The sequence below is a fragment of the Helicobacter pullorum NCTC 12824 genome (genome assembly GCF_017979475.1).
In the GTDB taxonomy this organism is placed as follows: Bacteria; Campylobacterota; Campylobacteria; order Campylobacterales; family Helicobacteraceae; genus Helicobacter_D; species Helicobacter_D pullorum.
Genome location: NZ_JAERIT010000007.1, coordinates 56903 through 76460, shown reverse-complemented (window position 1 = coordinate 76460; position 19558 = coordinate 56903). Strand labels below are relative to the sequence as shown.

The window sequence follows — 19558 nt, the reverse complement described above, 5'->3', positions numbered from 1 at the left end:
ATAAAGCAGCAAAGATTCTTAATGCCCAAAAAGAAGGAGAAAAAGTTTTAAAGATATTAGAGGAAGTTTTAGGGTGAAGAAATTGAGTATTTATTACAGCTTAAAATAAAATTAAAAAATAAAATGGAGGGCATATGAATAATATTTGTTATGTAAAAATTGGAAATCTTCCCGTGTTGGAGGATTATAAAATCATTAGTAGAATTGTCAAAAAAGATATTAATATTTTATTCGTAAAAGATTTCTATTGTGAGGAGTTTTTTGAATTATTAAAAGATTTTGCAATAGTGCGGGGGGGGGGGGGGATTATTGTCTTTAGCGTTGATATAAAGGATTGTAATGTAGAGGATATAGAAGCAATCATCAACACTAATGGAAATAGTTATATACCCTTTTTTAATCCTAGTGAAAAGGCAGATTCGATATTTTTTAAGCTAGTTAGCGTTGATAATTTTTCTCAATATGCAACGGAGTATGCTTATAGAAATAATTTAATTACCAAAGAGCAAAGAAATTTTCTTCATGCACAACAACCTCCTCAAGTTAAAGAGTTTTTCTTTGAGGATAGAAGGCTTTGTAATCTTTCAAAGCGGTGGGATAGAATTGGTGATTTTTCTAAAATTGCTATGCCAAGCTATCCAAGAGCCATTTATATTGAGTTATTAAATTATTGCAACATGCATTGTGTGTCGTGCCCATGGTTTGGGAATGAGATTAGAGGAAAATGGGTTAAAGATTATTTTAGAGTGGATAGGGTATTGACGGCAAGCAAGGTTAAAAGTGTTATAGAATATGCTGCAAAAGCCAAATCTAAATTAATTTTTTCTGGTCCCGGAGAGCCGCTTTTGGATGATAGGTTGGAAAGCTTTGCTGGGTATGCAAAAAAAGCTGGAGTGGAGTGCTTGGAGATTGCTACCAATGGAATTTTATTGAATGCTGGTAGATTTTTTAATTTGCTATGTAGTGGTGTTGATGGTTTTCAGATTGCAATTTCATTTGATGAGGAATCTTATGAGGAATATGAGTTGTTTGAGCAGGCAAAAAACAATATTTTCTCCATAGTTACAAAAAATACATTGATAGAAAGTAAAGATATTAAAATAAATATTTATTGTAATGTCCACTCAAAAGATAAAATCTCAGAAGCTTTGGAGTTTTTGAATAAAATAAAAAATATTTCTTCAAAAATTCAATGCCATTTTTGCTATTCTGATATTTGGAAGTTAGATATTATGGATAATTATAAAAATCAGCAGAATCTGCATAGAAATAGATATGTATGTAGTGCCCCATTTTCATCTTTGTATGTGTATTCAAGTGGCCATATTGCTTGTTGTTTGCAACAAAGAAACTTTGTGGGAAATATAGATATTGATAGCATTAGTTACGGTAACATTTATGAAAAACCTTTAGAGGAAATTTGGGGTGGAGTTGAACATAAAAGATTTTGCCAATCACACTTGAAGGGGCATTTTGAGGGAGAGGAATTTTTACCTTGCTGTTCTGGTGGCGAATGCTGGTGGAATGATATTTAGTTGAGGCTTTTGATACTTTATGGCGGAGTTTTTGGAAGGAAATTTTTGATATAATGGCATAAAACTTTGAAATTATAAGGTTATTTGGGGGTAGTTTATGCTTATTAACAATATCCATTTTGATTTTACTTCTTTCCCTACGCATTATGTCCAAGAAAATAGTATTAGAATTATCCATCATGGAATGGCAAGCCCAGATAGATATATACATAAAATGATAGAAGTTATGGACTATGTGGATTCGAGATTTACGCTAGATTTGATGTTGGTGGCGACTTATTATCAAGATTATTTTGAAACTTTGCAGCAAATGGCAGCAGAGAGGCAAAACACTAGAATCATCCCTATCGTTCCTTTTGAAGAAATCATTCCCTTCACTTCCCAGTATGACATAGGCATGTTTTTGGTGCCATTTAGCACTTTTAATCTCAAGATGTGTTTGCCCAACAAATTCTTTGAATTTATCCAAGCAAGACTAGCGATTGCTATAGGACCTAGTCCTGAAATGTCTAAATATGTCAAAACCTATAATCTAGGAATCATCTCTAAAGATTTCACTCCACAATCTATGGCAGAATCTCTCAATAAACTAACCAAAGAAGAAATCTTACAATACAAAGAAAACTCTAATAAAGCAGCAAAGATTCTTAATGCCCAAAAAGAAGGAGAAAAAGTTTTAAAGATATTAGAGGAAGTTTTAGGGTGAAGAAAATCGTAAGTGTTATTGGTGCAAGACCGCAGTTCATCAAAGCTGGGGCGGTAAGTAGAAAGATTTTGGAAGATTCAGAGCTAAAAGAAGTGATGATTCACACGGGGCAGCATTATGATTCTAAAATGAGTGAAATTTTTTTTAAAGAATTAGAAATCCCTTCTCCAAAGTATAATTTGGGAATTGGTGGCTTTTCTCATGGGGTGATGACTGGGAGAATGATTGAGGGGATTGAAAAGATATTATTAGAAGAAAAACCTAATTTTACATTGGTTTATGGGGATACTGATTCGACTTTAGCGGGCGCATTAGCTAGTGTTAAGTTGCAAATCCCTGTTATTCATATCGAAGCAGGATTGAGAAGTTTTAATATGCAAATGCCAGAAGAGATTAATAGAATATTAACCGATAGAATTTCTAGTTTATTGTTTGCTCCAACTAAAAGAGCAGTGGAGAACCTTCAAAGAGAGGGGTTTGAAAATTTTGATTGTGAGATTGTTTGTAGTGGTGATGTGATGTATGATGTCGCTTTATATTATAAAGATAGAGCTAAAAAGCCTAATATGGTTTTTCCTAAAGAATTTATTCTTTGCACTTTGCATCGTGCTGAAAACACTGAAAATTTACAAAAAATGAAAAATATCTTTGAAGCACTCAATAAAATATCAAGTCAAATTCCAGTAATAATGCCTCTACACCCAAGAACGCAAAATAAGATATTGGCAAATAATATACAAGCAGAAAATATTTATTTCATAGAACCTTTGGGGTATTTAGAAATGGTATGGGCATTGCAAAATTGTGTAATGGTTGCAACAGATAGTGGAGGATTGCAAAAGGAAGCTTATTATTTTAAAAAGCCTTGTATAACATTAAGGGAAGAAACAGAGTGGGTGGAACTTTTGGAAGTAGGTTGTAATTGTTTGGTCGGAGCAGATGTAGAAAAAATATATCAAGCTTTTAAAAAAATGTCCGATATTAATCTAAATTTTGATGCTTTATTGTATGGAAATGGTAATGCAAGTCAAAAAATACTAGAGGTTATTGGGGATTTTTAAAATGAAAAAGTTTGGGATTATTGGAATTGCTGGATATATAGCACCACGACACTTAAGGGCGATTAAAGAAACAGGCAATACTCTTGTATGCGGATTGGATCCTTATGATGGAGTTGGAATTATTGATAGCTATTTCCCAGAAGCGGATTTCTTTACAGAATTTGAACGCTTTGATAGACATGTGGATAAGCTAAGAAGAAATGGTCAAGGATTGGATTTTGTAAGCATTTGTTCTCCAAATTATTTGCATGATAGCCATATTCGTTTTGGGCTTAGAAGCAACGCTGATGTAATTTGTGAGAAGCCTTTGGTCCTTAATCCTTGGAATATTGATGCGTTAGAAGATATAGAGAGGGAAAGCGGTAGAAGGGTTTATAATATTTTGCAATTAAGATTGCACCCAAGTATTATGCAGTTAAAAAATCGAGTAGAGGAAGCATTAAGGGTAAATCCTGATAAAATTTTTGAAGTTGATTTGACTTATATTACTTCGCGGGGAAAATGGTATTTTGTTTCTTGGAAAGGAGATATAGCTAAAAGCGGAGGGGTTGCAACTAATATTGGGATACATTTTTTTGATATGTTGCTTTGGGTTTTTGGTGGAGTTAAAACAAGCAAGGTAAATTTATTAGACACACAGAGTGCAAGTGGTATTTTGGAATTGCAAAATGCGAGAGTTCGTTGGTTTTTGTCAGTAGATTCTGAAACTTTGCCAAAAGAAGTGAGAATGCAGGGTAAGAGGACTTATCGACTGATTAAACTCGATAGTGAGGCGGTTGAATTTAGCGAGGGTTTTACGGATTTGCATACAGAAAGCTATAATAAGATTTTGGGAGGAAAAGGTTTTGGACTCAAAGAAGCAAGAGATTCTATTGAGCTTGTTCATCAAATTCGCAATGCAGAAGTAATTGGTTTAAAAGGTGATTATCATTTATTTTGCAAGAAGGTTCTTTGATGGATTATTTCGCACATAAAACTGCAATTATTGATGAAAATGTTAAAATCGGCAAGAATTGTAAGATTTGGCATTTTAGTCATATTTTGAGTGGGAGTGTGATTGGAGAGAATTGTTCTTTTGGGCAAAATTGTGTGATTGGACCGAATATTCAAATGGGTAAAAATTGTAAAGTGCAAAATAATGTTAGCATTTATGAAGGTGTAATTTGTGAAGAGGATGTATTTTTGGGTCCTTCTATGGTTTTTACAAATGTGATAAATCCACGCGCTTTTATTAATCGTAGAGAAGAGTTTAAAGTAACATTGCTTAAAAAGGGTTGTTCTATTGGTGCAAATGCAACAATTGTTTGTGGGATTACAATTGGGGAGTATGCTTTTGTTGGAGCTGGAAGTGTAATTACTAAAGATGTCCCATCTTTTGCTTTGGTTGTGGGGAATCCTGCTAGACAAATAGGTTGGATTGATAAAGGGGGATTGAGAATGCAATTTGATGAGAATGGTATAGCAAAAGATAGTTATGATGGAGAAGAGTATTGTTTAAAAGATGGTGCGATAGAGGTTATAAGGAGGAATTTGTGAATAAAATCGATTTTGCAAATTTAAAAAAAGCCCATATTGCCCATAAAAAAGAAATTGAGGAAGCTATTTTAAGGGTTGCAAGGAATGCAAATTATATTATGGGGGAGGAAGTAGAGAGATTAGAAGAGGAGTTGGTAGAATTCATAGGAGGAGGCTACGCTATTACTTGTTCTAGCGGCAGTGATGCTTTGCTCTTGGCGCTTATGGCTTTGGATATTAATCAAGGCGATGAGATTATTACAACTCCATTTACTTTTATTGCAACTGCAGAAATGATTGCACTTGTGGGGGCAAAACCTATTTTTGTTGATATTTCTTTGGAGGATTATAATTTGGATTTTAATTTAATAGAATCCAAAATTACTCCAAAAACAAAAGCAATTCTTGCAGTAAGCCTCTATGGGCAACCCCCAAATTTAAGAAAATTAGAAGAAATAGCAAAAAAGTATAATGTTAGATTGATTTTAGATGGAGCGCAAAGCTTTGGTGCAGAGTTTATGAAAAGAAAAGATTCCTTGTATGGTGATATAACAACAACGAGTTTTTTCCCAGCAAAGCCTTTAGGGTGTTATGGTGATGGTGGAGCGGTTTTTACTAAGGATAAGTGTTTGGCAGATAGGGTTGCTAGTCTGCGAATCCATGGACAAAAACAGCGATACATTCATCAATATATTGGAATTGGTGGGAGGTTAGATAGTATTCAAGCAGCTATTTTGAGGGTAAAGTTGCGGTATTTTAAGGAGGATATTTTTTTGAGACAAAAAGTGGCTTTGGGCTATCAAGAGGGCATTAAAAGTGCTAATGCAATATTGCCTAAGGTATTAGAATATCGAACTTCTACTTTTGCACAATATACGATAAGGGTGAAGAATCGCGAAGCATTGCGAGAAAAATTGAGAACAGAGGGGATTCCAACAGCGGTGCATTACCCATTGTGTTTGCATTTGCAAGAATGTTTTGCTTTTCTTGGGCATAGTTGTGGGGATTTCCCAAATGCGGAATTAGCGAGTAAAGAGGTATTGAGTTTGCCGATGAATCCGTATTTAGAAGATGGGGAGATTGAGTATATTTGTGAAAAATTAAATGAATTTGAATGTATAAGGTAGCTAATGTGTAGCATTTGTGGGGGGAATTATCCGTTAGAGTTGGTTAGGAAGGCTTCACAAACAATGGTGCATAGAGGTCCTGATTTTAGTGGAGAATTCAGTGATGGGGTGGTTGCTTTAGCCCATAATCGCCTAAGTATTATTGATTTGGATAGTGAGGCTAATCAGCCCTTTACTTCGCCTTTTTGTCCGCATTTGGTATTGGTGTTTAATGGTGAGATTTATAATTACTTAGAAATTAAACAGGAATTAACTAAGCTTGGAATTCCCTTTTTTACGCAAAGTGATACGGAAGTTTTGTTGCACGCATTTGCATATCTTGGAGAAAAATGTCTTGAAAAATTCAATGGAGATTTTGCATTTTGTATTTTGGATAAACGCGATAGTAGCCTGTTTCTAGCACGAGATAGATTGGGAAATAAGCCACTTTTTTATTATTTGGAAAATGAAAAATTCTTTTTTGCTTCCGAAATTAAGGCACTATTGCAGATTAAAAGTTTCGAATTTGATTTGCAGGAGGTTTCTAAATGGCTTTTGTTTGGGAATGGAGGAGAGAATAAAACGATTTATAAGGGGATATTGAATTTTCCGCCTGCACATTTTGCTAGGTTTGCTAATGGGGATTTGCAGATAAAAAAATATTGGGAATGTGTGCCTTGTGTAGATTTAAATTTGGGGCAAGATGAGGCATTGGAGAGATTAGAAGAGATTTTGGGTGATGCTGTGCGGATTAGATTGCGTTCTGATGTGGCTGTGGCACTTTCTGTTTCTGGAGGAGTGGATAGTTCGATTTTGGCACATTTAGCAAATAAAATGGGAGCAAAATGCCATTATTTTGGCGTGAATTTTAAAGAATCAAATCAAGATGAAACAAAGCATATCAAGCAACTTCAAAGAGATTTGGGTGTAGAGATTAATTATATTGCCCCTACTTTGGAGAATATAAAAGATGATTTTTTGAATCTTGTGCAAACACAAGATGAGATTTTTCGTAGTTTTTCAATTTATTCTCAATATTTGCTTTTTAAAAGTATTGCACCTTTTTGTAAGGTTGTCTTAGGGGGGCAAGGGGCTGATGAGCTTTTTGGGGGGTATTATCATCACATAGGGCGATATATTTTTTCAAATCCCATAGAATTTGAGAATCGCATTAAACTTTATGGCAATGAAGCATTGAGGGAATATCAATTTGGTTTAAAATGTTCTTTGAGAGATTCTTTAAAAATGCAGTTATTTTTTGAAGATAATCAAGGTGGAATTGAGAAATTGAAGAAAATGGGCTTTTTTATACCTTCTATGGAGAATCTTTTGGAAAGATTCTTGCTTGATTTTAATCAAGGGCTGTGGCTGGATACTTTTAGATACAATCTTCCTAATCTTTTGCGTTATGAAGATAGAAATGCCATGGCTTTTGGTATTGAAAATCGCACGCCTTTTACAGATTATCGTGTCGTGGAGTTTGCCTTTACTCTTGATTCTAATTTGAAATTTGCTAGGGGGTATAGTAAATATATTTTAAGGCTTTTGTTGGAAAAAATGGGAAGTAAAGAGCTTGCTTGGCGAAAAGATAAAGTAGGTTTTAGTGCCCCAGAGGTGCAACTAATGCAAACTTTAGGGTATAATTATGAAAGTCTTTTTGATATTCGAATGATGGTTTTTGAAGGGCTAAGGGGAAGAATATGATATGGATTGATGTAGCAACTCCAAAGTATGCGATGTTTTTTGCAAGTATGATTGGGGATTTGCAAAAAAGAGGGCATCAAGTGCTTGTTACAACGCGCTATGCACCAAATTATACAGAAGCAAAAGAGATTTTAGAGCTTCATAAAATTCCTCATATTGTGCTTGGGGAATATGGTGGGGCAACGCTTTTGGAAAAATTTGAAGCAAGAATCTTTAGGCAAAAAGAAATTTTGGATTTATTTAAAGCAAGAGGTGTGCCAAAGGTTTTGATTTGCGGAGCGGTAGTTGATAGCGTGCAAGTGGCATATGGGATTGGGATTCCTGTGGTGAATTTTGGCGACACTCCTGCTTTTGATGGAGTAAATCATTTTGGGATTCCGCGTAATATTACTCATGTAGCAAGACTGACTTTGCCTTTTTCTAAAATATTATTTTATCCTTTTGTGTTGCCTAAAGAGCTTATATTGCGTTTTGCACTTGATGACAATCAAATTCAATCTTATCCTTTTATTGATGTGGCTTTGTGGATTAATAAGATTCAAAAAGATTCTAAAAATGACTTTAGAATCCGCTATGGGCTAGATATAAAAAAACCTACAATTTTAATTAGAGAAGAAGAATACAAGGCACATTATGTCAAAGAAAAGATTCCAACTATTTATGAAGTGATACCATTATTAAAAGAAGAAATGGATGCTAATTTGGTGATTATGCCCCGTTATGAGAAAGAGAGATTAAAAAGGGATTTTGGAGGGATTGCGACAATTTTGGAAGAGAAGTTAAAACCAGAGGAATTTTATCCTTTTATTGACTTGTTTATTGGCGGTGGAGGGACGATGAATCTTGAAGCAGTTTGCTATGGGATTCCTACGATTTCTACACGCTCTATTTGGCTGGTGCATGATCAATATTTGATTAAGAATAAATTAATGTTTTGGAGTCAAGATTGTAAAGAAATCATAGAGATTGCAAAGGCTATGCTTGGCAAAAGGGTAGATTCTAGGAGCTATTTTGTGCAGGGAGAATGTAGCTTTGATGTTATGATTGAGAGGATTGAAAGGGAGATTTTATGTTAGGAGTGGCACTTCTTGGGTGTGGGAGAATCGCAGTTCGACACGCAGAGCTTTTGAGCAAGGGAGAGATAGAGGGAGCTAAGTTAATATGCGTATGTGATATTGATGAAACGCGTGCTAGAAAATTTGGAGAAAAATACAAAGTGCCTTATTTTGTAGATTTGGAATCTATGATGCAAGAATGTGGGGAAAAGATTGAAATTGTTTCAATTTTGACACCAAGTGGATTGCATGCAAAAAGTACTTTAGAAGTTGCCCCTTATAAAAAACATATTGTTGTTGAAAAGCCTATGGCATTGACTTTGGAAGATGCAGATAAGATGATTGAGGCTTGTGATAGAAATGGAGTAAGGTTGTTTGTGGTCAAACAAAATCGCTATAATTTGCCAGTGCAGAAATTACGAGAAGCTTTGGAATCTGGGAGGTTTGGTAAGCTTGTAATGGGAAGTGTGCGTGTTCGATGGTGTAGGGATAACGCATATTATAAGCAGGATTCTTGGCGTGGAACTTGGGCGATGGATGGAGGCGTTTTTACTAATCAAGCTAGCCATCACATTGATTTGCTAGAATGGATGATGGGTGATGTGGAGAGCGTATTTGCAAAATCAAGAACAGCCTTAAGTGATATTGAGACAGAGGATACGGGTGTGGCAGTTTTGAAGTTTAAAAATGGAGCTTTAGGGGTAATTGAAGCGACTACTGCAACGCGTCCAAAGGATTTGGAGGGGAGTATTTCTATTTTGGGTGAGTTTGGAAGTGTGGAGATTGGCGGATTTGCAGTCAATGAAATCAAGACTTGGAATTTTCAAAATACTTTAGAGAGTGATAAAGAAGTGGTGGAGAAATATTCAACGAATCCTCCAAATGTTTATGGGTTTGGACACAAAGAATATTACTTGCATGTGATTGATTCTATTCTTCACAATAAAAAAGCATTGGTTGATGGATTGGAAGGCAGAAAGAGTTTGGAATTGATTGTTGCAATGTATGAATCTATTGAAACAGGCAAGGAAGTATTTTTGAGATTCCAGCCCAAACGATGTAAATTGGGGCATTTATGAAAAAAATTGTTTTTTTGGGTGCTAAAAAAATCGGTTTAAAATGTTTAGAGGAAATGTTTGCTAGACAAAGGGAATTGGATTTTGAAATTGTTGCGGTAGGGACTTCGCAAAGGGGATTAGAAATACAGGAATTTTGCAAGAAGCATTTGATTAAAGAAATTCAAAGTTTGGACGATTTATTTGAGTTGGAATTTGATTTGCTCTTTAGTGTTCAATACCATTTAATTCTCACTCAAGCACATATTGATTGTGCAAGAGAAATGGCGTTTAATTTGCATTTAGCACCACTTCCAGAATATCGTGGGTGTAATCAATTTAGTTTTGCAATACTAAATGAAGATAGTGAATTTGGTGTAACATTGCATAAAATGGATAGCGGAATAGATAGTGGAGATATTGTGTTTGAGAGGCGTTTTGTGATACCTAAAAATTGTTTTGTGGATGAATTGGTAGAATTGGCTAACCAAAAGGGATTGGAGTTGTTTAGAGAAAAACTATCAAAACTGATAAATGGGGATTATTTGTTGAAGCCACAAGATGAGTGTGAGGCTATTAGGAGAGAATTTCATTACCGCAATGAGATTGAAAGTCTTAAGTGTGTTGATTTATATGGGGGAGGGGGGCGTTAATTGAAAAAATTATCCGTGCGACATCGATGCCGGGATTTGAGCCACCCTATTGCATCATTGGAGGGAGGAAATTTTACTTTGTTTCAAAGTCAGATTCGTGAAGTAAAAATGGGAGCTAATGTGAAAATTGTAGAGCCTTGCAATCTCTATGAATGTGAGCTTGGAGATGAGGTGTTTGTAGGACCATTTGTGGAGGTTCAAAAAGGCGTGAAAATAGGGGCAAAATCAAGAATTCAAAGCCATACTTTTGTTTGTGAATTGGTAAGCATTGGTGAATCTTGCTTCATTGGACATGGGGTAATGTTTATTAATGACTTATTTGAAAATGGCGGACCTGCTAGAGATTCTGCTTTGTGGAGAGAAACTAAGATTGGCAATGATGTGAGTATAGGAAGTAATGCTACAATTTTGCCAGTAAGCATTTGTGATGGTGTGGTGATTGGTGCTGGGAGTGTAGTTACAAAAGATATTACCAAAAAAGGCATATATGCTGGGAATCCTGCAAGGCTGATAAGGGAGATTTAAAGGATTGCTATGAAAGTTGCATTAGTTGGATATGGATATTGGGGGATTAATTTAGCAAAAACTATTAGTGCAAACCCAAATTTAGAGCTTTATAGTATTTTTGATTTAAATAATGAAAGGATTAATGCCGCTAAAGAATGTTATAAATTTAAAGAATTTAATACTTATGATGATCTTTTAAAAGATGACAACATAGAAGCGGTTTTTGTTGCTACTCCTCCTCAAACTCATTATAAAATAGCCTATGCTAGTTTAGAAGCCAAAAAACATACTTTTGTGGAGAAGCCTTATACAACAAATTTAGATGAGGCATATTCTTTGATTAATCTTGCAGAGAAAAATAGTCTTATTACAATGGTAGATCATGTTTTTGTGTATTCTGAGCCAGTGAAGTATCTTAAGAAAAATATTAATAAATTTGGCGATATTGTTTATATTAATGCTCGCAGAATCAATCTTGGATTATTCCAAAGCGCAGTTGATGTTTTGTGGGATTTGGCAGTGCATGATTTGTCGATTATTGATAATTTAGTGGGGTTGGATGTCAAGAGAGTTTCGGCTTTTACTAGAAAATATGGAAGTTTCCCTAATAGTGCTTTTGGTGATGTGAATATTGAGTTACAAAATGGAATTTTGGTTGGGTTAAATGTGTCTTGGCTTAGTCCAATAAAGATTAGAGAAATGATTATCGGAGGAACAAAACTTACAGCACTTTATGATGATACCAAACAAGATAAAATTAAACTTTATAATGCAGGTGTTATTTTGGATGAGAAGTTTGCTAAAGCAAAGCTTTATGAAAAAATGGTGCAATATAAATATGGTGATGAGGAGATACCAACACTCCCAAATAATATGTCTTTAAGTAACTCAGTGCAGTTTTTTTATGATTCTATGATATTAAATCGTGTTCCAAAGGAGAATCACAAGGGAATTATTTCGGTGATTAAAACTTTGGAGTTAATTTCAAAAATAGGATGATATTATGAAGGTGAAATTTTTGGATTTGCAAAAGCAATATTTGAGTATCAAAGAAGAAGTAGATAAGGCGATTTTTGGGGTAATAGAAAAAAGTGCTTTTATTGGAGGGGAAGAGGTTAAGGCTTTTGAGGAGGAGTTTTCGAGGTTTGTTGGCAATGGGGTTGGCACACTTGGGGTGGCTAATGGGAGTGATGCACTAGAGATTGCCCTAGAGGCTTTGGAATTGCCCAAAGGAAGTGAGGTGTTAGTGCCGGCAAATACTTTTGCAGCAAGTGCAGAAGCAGTGATTAGGAATGGACTAAAGATAGTTTTTGTAGATTGTGGGGAAGATTATACGCTTGATATTGCGGATTTGCAATCTAAGATTACGCCACAAAGTAGTGCGATTATGGTGGTGCATTTGTATGGACAGCCTGCCAAAATGAAGGAGATTTTGGAGCTGGCAGAGCAATATTCTTTAAAAGTGATAGAGGATTGTGCGCAAGCCCATGGGGCAGAGTATGAGGGGAGAAAGGTTGGTAGTTTTGGGGATATTGCTGCTTTTAGTTTTTATCCGGGCAAGAATCTTGGAGCTTATGGTGATGGAGGTGCAATTGTAGGTAGAGATTTGGCTTTGCTTAAAAAGTGTGAGTGCATCGCACATCATGGGGGGCTTAGGAAATATGAGCATAGGATTGTTGGGAGGAATTCTAGGCTTGATGGGATTCAAGCGGCGGTTTTGAGAGTGAAGCTTGGGTATTTGGATACTTGGAATCAAAGGCGTAGAGAAGTTGCAAGGCAATATTTGGAAGGATTAAGAGGGATTGTGGAATTGCCAGAAGTTAGGCAAGAGTGTGAATGTGTGTGGCATTTGTTTGTGATTCGCACTAAAAATCGTAATGATTTAATGCAGAAATTAAAGGAAAAAGGAATAGAAGTAGGATTGCATTATCCTATCTGCCTGCCAAATACAGAAGCCTTTTCTAATAAGCCTTATGTGGTAGAATCCAAAACACCTAATGCAAAGGCTTGGGAAAGTGAGATTCTCTCTCTGCCTATGGGAGAACATTTGAGTGATGAGGAAGTAAAGTGGGTTATAGAGGGTACCATAGAGATAGAAGAAATTAAATTTAAGAGGAAGGAGGACAAATGAAGCACGGAGATTTTACTCTTCTAGCAAAGTATTATCATAATCGTCCGGCATATAGTGAAATGTTGTTAGAAAAGTTAGTGAGATGTATTAATGATGAAAATAAAGCAACCAAAGATTTAAAGGTAGTTGAGGTAGGGGCTGGGACAGGAAAGCTAACTAGAATGCTTTGGGATTTTGGAATGCAAGTCTTAGCAGTTGAGCCAAATGATAATATGAGAGAAGAGGGAATTAAATATACCAAAGAGACAAATATAAAATGGCAAAAAGGAAGTGGGGAAGCTACAGGAGTAGAATCGAATTTTGCAGATTGGGTGATTATGGCAAGTTCATTTCATTGGACAGATCCCAAAAAATCTTTGCCAGAATTTGCAAGAATCCTAAAAACTGGTATGGGGGGGGGGGGCTATTTTACAGCCATTTGGAACCCTAGAAATATAGTAGAAGGTTCAGTATTTGATGAGATTGAAAAGGAAATTAAGCATATTGTTCCAGAGCTTACTCGTGTGAGCAGTGGAAGTCAAAATGCTAAAAAATGGGAAGATATTCTTATTTCTACAGGACATTTTAAAGATTGTTTTTTTATGGAATGTGATTATGTAGAGGTGATGGATAAAAATCGCTATATTGGTGCTTGGAAGTCTGTTAATGATATTCAAGCGCAAGCAGGAGAAAAGCGGTGGAATCAAATTTTGTCAATGATAGAAAAGAAAATTGATGTCTTTGATAAGATTGAGATTCCTTATAAAATTAGGGCTTGGAGTGTAAGGAAAGCATAAAAAATCCTTCCATTCTAGGCTTTTTAGAATGGAAGGATTTAAAAATGCAAAAAATCGTTGAACAAGTATGGGATTATACAAAGCATGCAAAATTTTATGAGTTTAGACCAAATTATGCACCCGCGACTATTGATATGTTGGTTTCATTGGTGCAAAAGAATCAAAATAAAGAAGCAATCAAGGTTGCAGATATTGGTGCAGGGACAGGTAATTTGAGTATTATGCTCTTAGAGAGAGGTTGCGAAGTAGTTTCAGTAGAGCCTAATGATGCGATGAGAGAAATTGGGATAGAGAGAACAAAAGGACAAAAAATAGAGTGGGTTAGAGCAACAGGTACTAATACAACACTTAAAAGTGGTGAGTTCGATTATGTAACTTTTGGGAGCAGTTTTAGTGTTATGGATAGAGTGGAAGCATTAAAAGAGGCTCATCGTTTGTTAAAGCCTAGAACCTATTTTTCTTGTATGTGGAATCATAGGGATTTAAATGATCCTATTCAAAAGGTAGCAGAGGATACCATTATTGAGTTTATCCCACATTACACTAGAGGTGTTAGAAGAGAGGATCAAAGACCTATTATCGAATCCCATAAGGAACTTTTTGATAATATTATTCATATTGAGGAGGATTTTTATTTTCATCAGAGTTTAGAAAATTATATCAAAGCTTGGCAAAGCGTGAAGAATCCTTATTGGGATTTGGAAACAAAGGAAGGGGAAGAGTTGTTTAATAAAATTATTGATACTTTTAAGCAAAGATTACCACAAGAATTGGATATTAAATATACAACAAGGTGTTGGAGTGCAAAGAAAGTTTTACAATAATTGAAATAGATAGATTAAAGGGTAAAAATTGCCTACAATAAAGTCAATCTAGTTTAGTTTTATTTGTTAAGCAGGAAATTCAAATATTCTAGTATAATTTATAATTGTATTATATTTAGTGAATTGACTTATATTGATGTTGGATAAGGAGTTTGCAATGTCTCAAGTGACAAATGAATCCACTTCGGCTGGAAGAGTGGTGAATAGTTTTAAGAAAGATATTAATGAAGTTTTTGTGAAGCGATATGGGCAAAAATGGTTGGACTATCGCAAGCAATGGGCAGATGCTTCTAAGCATATACTTGCAGATTTTCCGCTTTTTGTCCGCTTTGAAAACCAATTTAAGTGTAATGCGAGATGCACGATGTGCGTGCATGGTCATCCTGATTTGCGTGCTGATTATGGATATGAAGGCTATTTACCTTTTGAAACTTTTAAGCGATTGGTAGATGAATGCGATGAGCATGGTTGTCCTTCTGTTGGCGTATCTCAGACTAATGAACCATTGTTGGATCCAGATATTGTGGAAAGATTGCAATATGTTAGTCAAAAGCCGAGCATTATGGATATTCATTTTAATACTAATGCCTCCTTGCTGACAGAAGAAATGAGTAAAAAACTATTAGATACCAACATTACGCGTATGAATTTTAGCATTGATGCAGTTACGGAAGAAACTTATAGAAAGATTAGGATAGGTTTAAATTTTAATAAAGTCTTAAAAAATATTGAAACTTTCTTAAATCTTCGTGCAAAAATGGGGAAAGAGTTGCCTATAGTGAGGGTGAGTTTCTTATTGCAAGAAAAAAATAAGCATGAATTGGAAGCTTTTAAAGAATATTGGGTGGATAAAGTGGATTATGTTTCAATACAGCGTTATGTCCCAATTTCTCCTTTTGATGATGAGAGAAGTTATGCTATTTCAGATTCCCCTATTGAAGGTAAGCAGAGTTGTTCATATCCTTTTGAATCATTATTTATACATGGAGATGGTTTGGTGGTCCCTTGTGCTTCTCATAGAGCTAAGCATATTGCCGTAGGAAATATTAACAATGATACTATTTATAATATTTGGCATTCACAAGGCATGAAGGAATTAAGAGAAGCTCATATGAGTGGAGATCTAAGTTGTACAAAATTATGTGATACCTGTTTGTTTAAAGGTTAGAGATTATGAAAAAAATAGTTTATGTGCCAATGGCGGCAGATATAATTCATCCCGGTCATTTAAATATCATCAAGCAAGCTTCACAATTGGGTTATGTTATAGTGGGGTTATTTTCTGATAAGGCTATTGCAAGTTACAAACGCGTTCCCTTAATGAATTATGAGCAACGAAAAATAATTGTTGAAAATTTAAAAGGCGTTGATGAAGTTGTTGTTCAAGAAGAAAAAGAATATGATGCAAATCTTTTGAAATATAAACCTGATTTTATGGTGCATGGTAGTGATTGGAATAATGGGCCTCTAAGCAAACCAAGGGAAAGAGCAATAGAGCTTATGAGTCGCTGGGGAGGGAAGATTGTAGAACCAGAATATACCAAGGATATTTCCTCTTCTAAATTAAATCAAGCAATTAAGCAACGAGGTATATTACCCCATGAGAGACTTGGTTTGCTAAAAAGAGCTTTAGCTGCAAAAACAATGATTAAAGGGATTGAATCTCATAGTGGATTAAGTGCTATGATCATTGAAAATGCAAGTGCAAAAGATATTGAAGGAAATAATCAAAGTTTTGATTTTTTGTGGATTAGCTCTTTGACAGATTCAACGCTAAAGGGAAAACCAGATAATGAGTTTGTAGATTTAACTTCGAGAATTGTTACAGTTAATGATATTTTGGAAGCTTCTACAAAACCGATTATTTATGATGGAGATACGGGCTCTCAAATTCCGCATTTTGAATTAATGGTTAAGCGTTTAGAGAGATTGGGCGTGAGTGCAGTTGTGATTGAAGATAAGATTGGATTGAAGAAAAATTCTTTATGTGAAGGGGAATCTGCTAAGCATACCCAGGATACAATTGAGCATTTTTGCACAAAAATAAAAGCTGGTAAAGAAGCGCAATTAACCGATGATTTTATGATTATTGCAAGAATTGAAAGTTTAATTTTAAATATGGGCATTAAAGATGCAATGAATAGAGCCGAAGCCTATATACAAGCAGGTGCTGATGGAATTATGATTCATTCAAGGCAAAAAGATGGTAAAGAAATTTTAGAGTTTTGTGAAAAGTATAATGCATTGAAAAATCGCAAACCTTTGATGGCAGTTCCTACTAATTATCCTAGTTTGAGTGAAGTAGAATTACAAAATGCCGGGATTAATATTATAGTATATGCTAATCAATTATTGAGGGCTTCATATAGTGCAATGTTGGAAACAGCAAATTCAATATTGAAATACAGAAGAGCTCTTGAAGCTGATGAGAAATATATTAAGGCTTTAGACTTGATTAATCTAATTAAGGGAAATTGATGATAAATTCATTGGATTTTGCAGAGTTTTTGAAAGAGTATATTGAATTTTATGCTGGGGTTCCAGATAGCTCATTGAAGTCTCTAAACTTCGCTTTAAAGGAAGTGTTAGGGGATAATAATTTTTATACAACTTCAAATGAAGGGCAGGCAGTTGCTTTTGCGGGTGGTTATCATTTGGCAACTTCAAAAGTTGGAGTAGTCTATATGCAAAATTCAGGACTTGGAAATGCTATCAATCCTTTATTGTCTTTGATGGATAAAAAGGTTTATCAAATACCACTTATAATGTTTATTGGGATGCGTGGAGGAGAAAATGATGAACCACAACATAGAAAACAAGGGCTTGTGACAAAAGCTATTTTAGAAGCATGTGAGATTCCAAGTATTTTTTTATCAAAAGAAATAGAAAATGCTAAGAGACAATTTATAGAGGCTTTTGAGGAATGCAATAAAAATCTTTCTATCATGGCTATTTTGATAGAAAAAGATACATTTGATTTATATTTGCCTAAAAATAAAATGGAAAAAGACAGATTTTGCTTAAAAAGGGAAGAGGCTATTTCTATTATACAGGATTATTTTTTGGAGGCTAAGTTTATCAGTACAACGGGTATGATTTCAAGAGAGCTCTATGAATTAAGAGATAAAAAGAAAATGCAACACAATAGTGATTTTTTGGTTGTAGGATCAATGGGCTTTGCTAGCTCTATTGCATATATTTTATCAAAATACACAACAAATCAGATTGTTTGTTTGGATGGAGATGGTGCGTTTTTGATGCATATGGGATGTTTATCTAATTTTTGTGATTCAGCATTTATACATATTGTTTTAAATAATTTTGTGCATGATAGTGTTGGGGGTCAGGAAACAAATGCAGGCAATGTTGATTTTTTGGAGATTGCAAAGGGGTGTGGTTATCAAAAGTGTTATAGGGTAAGTGCAGAAAAAGAATTGCAAGAATTGTTAGAGCGCATAGGTCATTTAAGAGAATTAATTTTTATAGAAATTAATGTTGCTAGAGGTGCTAGAAAAGATTTGGGACGCCCAAAGGATATTATAAGACTGAAGGAGGAATTTTGCAAGGGACTTTAGTTTATATTACTGGATTGAGTGGTAGCGGAAAAAGCACATTGGCAAAGGCAGTAGTGAATGATTTGTTAAATCTTTTTAAGATACATGCTATTTATTTAGATGGGGATTTATTGCGCTCTTGTGTATCTAATGATAACTACACATTGCAAGGGCGTTTAGAAATGGCAAGTTATTATGTTAAAGTGGCAAAGTTATTGGTAGATCAAGGTTTTATTGTCGTGCTTTCTACAATTTCTATGTTTGAGGCTGTGCGGACATTTAATAGAGAAAATTTTGAAAATTATTTAGAAGTGTTTTTGGATGTTTCTGAAGAGATTCGTAAAAATAGAGATCCTAAGGATTTTTATAAAAGTAATATTCAAAATATGGCTGGTTTGAATCAGGTAATAGAGCTACCCACAAAGAGTCATTTAGTATTTAAAGATAATTATGATATTAGATGTGCCAGTAAAAATATAGTAGAAAAAATTATCTAATGCAAAAATTACTTTATCAAGTTGCTTTGGTTGCAATGGAGGCTGGGAGAATTGCCCTAAAATATTATGGCAAGGGGGAATTTTCTTTGAAAAGTGATTCTTCTCCCATTACTCAAGCAGATTTAGAATCAAATGCCTTTATTATGCAGAGTTTGCAAAATCTCTCAAGCTTTGAAATTTGTTCTGAAGAAGCGGTTTTGGAGTATGAAAAGCGTAGAGATTTAGATTATTATTGGTTGATTGATCCGCTTGATGGGACTAAGGATTTTTTGGCACAAAATGGAGGTTGGACAATTAATATTGCTTTGATTTCTAATAATCGTCCTATTTTGGGTGTGGTTTATGCACCTTGTTTTTATGAGCTTTATATAGCATTAAGGGGGAGTGGAAGTTATACTTTTGATGCTAAATTGCTAAAAAATGCTATGGAATCTCATTTGGTTGATGAAGTGTTTTTGGAATCCCATAAAATTCATCTAAATGGTGATAGGGCTTTAGAAGATAAGGAATTGGTGGCTTGTGATTCGAATTTTCATAGCACCAAAGAAACACAAGAATTTTTGCAAAAATACCATTTAAAGGTGCGAAAATATGGCTCTTCTTTGAAGGTTTGTGCATTAGCCAAAGGTGAGGCGGATTTGTATCCTAGATTTAATGGTACAAGTGAGTGGGATATGGCTGCTTGTGATATTGTTTTGCAAGAGGCAGGGGGAGAGATATTAGACTGCATTACCAAAAAACCATTGCTTTATAATAAAGAGAATATCAGAAATAACCATTTTATCGCTTTTGCAAAGAGTCAAGTGGGTGGAGAGATTTATAGAGATTTTTTACAAGATTAGAGGGAATTATTGATATTTATTGTAAAATTTTTGTATG

The 19558-nt window shown here is 34.8% G+C and carries 20 protein-coding genes; all 20 read left to right on the top strand.

Annotation, left to right across the window (positions count from 1 at the left end):
• The first annotated feature begins 134 nt into the window (after window positions 1-134).
• The 20 genes from JJQ98_RS06430 to JJQ98_RS06335 all read left to right on the top strand — a co-directional run bounded on the left by JJQ98_RS06430 (window position 135) and on the right by JJQ98_RS06335 (window position 19521).
• Window positions 135-1535, top strand: coding sequence for a radical SAM protein (locus tag JJQ98_RS06430; RefSeq protein ID WP_210670798.1), 1401 nt, complete (start codon window positions 135-137; stop codon window positions 1533-1535).
• A 97-nt stretch (window positions 1536-1632) separates the two neighbouring features.
• Window positions 1633-2241, top strand: a complete 609-nt coding sequence (locus tag JJQ98_RS06425; RefSeq protein ID WP_151105231.1) for a glycosyltransferase family protein — start codon at window positions 1633-1635, stop codon at window positions 2239-2241.
• Entirely contained in the window at window positions 2238-3302 is a 1065-nt protein-coding gene (gene wecB, locus JJQ98_RS06420) for a non-hydrolyzing UDP-N-acetylglucosamine 2-epimerase (protein WP_151105230.1), read from the top strand. The genes JJQ98_RS06425 and wecB overlap by 4 nt, the downstream gene beginning before the upstream one ends.
• A gap of 1 nt (window position 3303) precedes the next feature.
• Entirely contained in the window at window positions 3304-4257 is a 954-nt protein-coding gene (locus tag JJQ98_RS06415; RefSeq protein ID WP_151105229.1) for a Gfo/Idh/MocA family protein, read from the top strand.
• Window positions 4257-4838, top strand: a complete 582-nt coding sequence (locus JJQ98_RS06410; RefSeq protein ID WP_151105228.1) for an acyltransferase — start codon at window positions 4257-4259, stop codon at window positions 4836-4838. Before JJQ98_RS06415 ends, JJQ98_RS06410 begins: the two co-directional genes overlap by 1 nt.
• Window positions 4835-5944 carry a DegT/DnrJ/EryC1/StrS family aminotransferase gene (locus JJQ98_RS06405; protein ID WP_151105227.1) on the top strand — a complete coding sequence of 370 codons (1110 nt, stop codon included), beginning with the start codon at window positions 4835-4837 and terminating at the stop codon, window positions 5942-5944. Before JJQ98_RS06410 ends, JJQ98_RS06405 begins: the two co-directional genes overlap by 4 nt.
• Window positions 5945-5947: 3 nt before the next feature.
• Window positions 5948-7627 carry an asparagine synthase (glutamine-hydrolyzing) gene (asnB, locus tag JJQ98_RS06400; RefSeq protein ID WP_151105226.1) on the top strand — a complete coding sequence of 560 codons (1680 nt, stop codon included), beginning with the start codon at window positions 5948-5950 and terminating at the stop codon, window positions 7625-7627.
• Complete coding sequence (locus JJQ98_RS06395; RefSeq protein ID WP_151105225.1) at window positions 7624-8703, top strand: DUF354 domain-containing protein; 1080 nt, start codon at window positions 7624-7626, stop codon at window positions 8701-8703. Before asnB ends, JJQ98_RS06395 begins: the two co-directional genes overlap by 4 nt.
• On the top strand, window positions 8697-9761 hold the full coding sequence (locus tag JJQ98_RS06390; protein WP_151105224.1) for a Gfo/Idh/MocA family protein: 1065 nt from the start codon (window positions 8697-8699) through the stop codon (window positions 9759-9761). The genes JJQ98_RS06395 and JJQ98_RS06390 overlap by 7 nt, the downstream gene beginning before the upstream one ends.
• Complete coding sequence (locus JJQ98_RS06385; RefSeq protein ID WP_247596711.1) at window positions 9758-10390, top strand: formyltransferase family protein; 633 nt, start codon at window positions 9758-9760, stop codon at window positions 10388-10390. The genes JJQ98_RS06390 and JJQ98_RS06385 overlap by 4 nt, the downstream gene beginning before the upstream one ends.
• A 108-nt stretch (window positions 10391-10498) precedes the next feature.
• Window positions 10499-10915, top strand: a complete 417-nt coding sequence (locus JJQ98_RS06380; protein WP_210670799.1) for an acyltransferase — start codon at window positions 10499-10501, stop codon at window positions 10913-10915.
• A gap of 9 nt (window positions 10916-10924) precedes the next feature.
• Window positions 10925-11896 carry a Gfo/Idh/MocA family protein gene (locus tag JJQ98_RS06375; protein ID WP_065830517.1) on the top strand — a complete coding sequence of 324 codons (972 nt, stop codon included), beginning with the start codon at window positions 10925-10927 and terminating at the stop codon, window positions 11894-11896.
• A 4-nt stretch (window positions 11897-11900) separates the two neighbouring features.
• Window positions 11901-13028 carry a DegT/DnrJ/EryC1/StrS family aminotransferase gene (locus JJQ98_RS06370; RefSeq protein WP_151105223.1) on the top strand — a complete coding sequence of 376 codons (1128 nt, stop codon included), beginning with the start codon at window positions 11901-11903 and terminating at the stop codon, window positions 13026-13028.
• Complete coding sequence (locus JJQ98_RS06365) at window positions 13025-13804, top strand: class I SAM-dependent methyltransferase (protein WP_151105222.1); 780 nt, start codon at window positions 13025-13027, stop codon at window positions 13802-13804. Before JJQ98_RS06370 ends, JJQ98_RS06365 begins: the two co-directional genes overlap by 4 nt.
• 44 nt (window positions 13805-13848) lie before the next feature.
• Entirely contained in the window at window positions 13849-14628 is a 780-nt protein-coding gene (locus JJQ98_RS06360) for a class I SAM-dependent methyltransferase (RefSeq protein ID WP_151105221.1), read from the top strand.
• A 157-nt stretch (window positions 14629-14785) separates the two neighbouring features.
• Window positions 14786-15796 carry a radical SAM/SPASM domain-containing protein gene (locus JJQ98_RS06355; protein WP_170252232.1) on the top strand — a complete coding sequence of 337 codons (1011 nt, stop codon included), beginning with the start codon at window positions 14786-14788 and terminating at the stop codon, window positions 15794-15796.
• Between the two features lie 5 nt (window positions 15797-15801).
• Window positions 15802-17106 carry a phosphoenolpyruvate mutase gene (aepX, locus tag JJQ98_RS06350; RefSeq protein ID WP_151105219.1) on the top strand — a complete coding sequence of 435 codons (1305 nt, stop codon included), beginning with the start codon at window positions 15802-15804 and terminating at the stop codon, window positions 17104-17106.
• On the top strand, window positions 17106-18203 hold the full coding sequence (gene aepY, locus JJQ98_RS06345; protein WP_151105218.1) for a phosphonopyruvate decarboxylase: 1098 nt from the start codon (window positions 17106-17108) through the stop codon (window positions 18201-18203). Before aepX ends, aepY begins: the two co-directional genes overlap by 1 nt.
• On the top strand, window positions 18188-18679 hold the full coding sequence (locus JJQ98_RS06340) for an adenylyl-sulfate kinase (RefSeq protein ID WP_210670797.1): 492 nt from the start codon (window positions 18188-18190) through the stop codon (window positions 18677-18679). The genes aepY and JJQ98_RS06340 overlap by 16 nt, the downstream gene beginning before the upstream one ends.
• Entirely contained in the window at window positions 18679-19521 is an 843-nt protein-coding gene (locus JJQ98_RS06335) for a 3'(2'),5'-bisphosphate nucleotidase CysQ family protein (protein ID WP_065826934.1), read from the top strand. Before JJQ98_RS06340 ends, JJQ98_RS06335 begins: the two co-directional genes overlap by 1 nt.
• The last annotated feature ends 37 nt before the right edge of the window (window positions 19522-19558 follow it).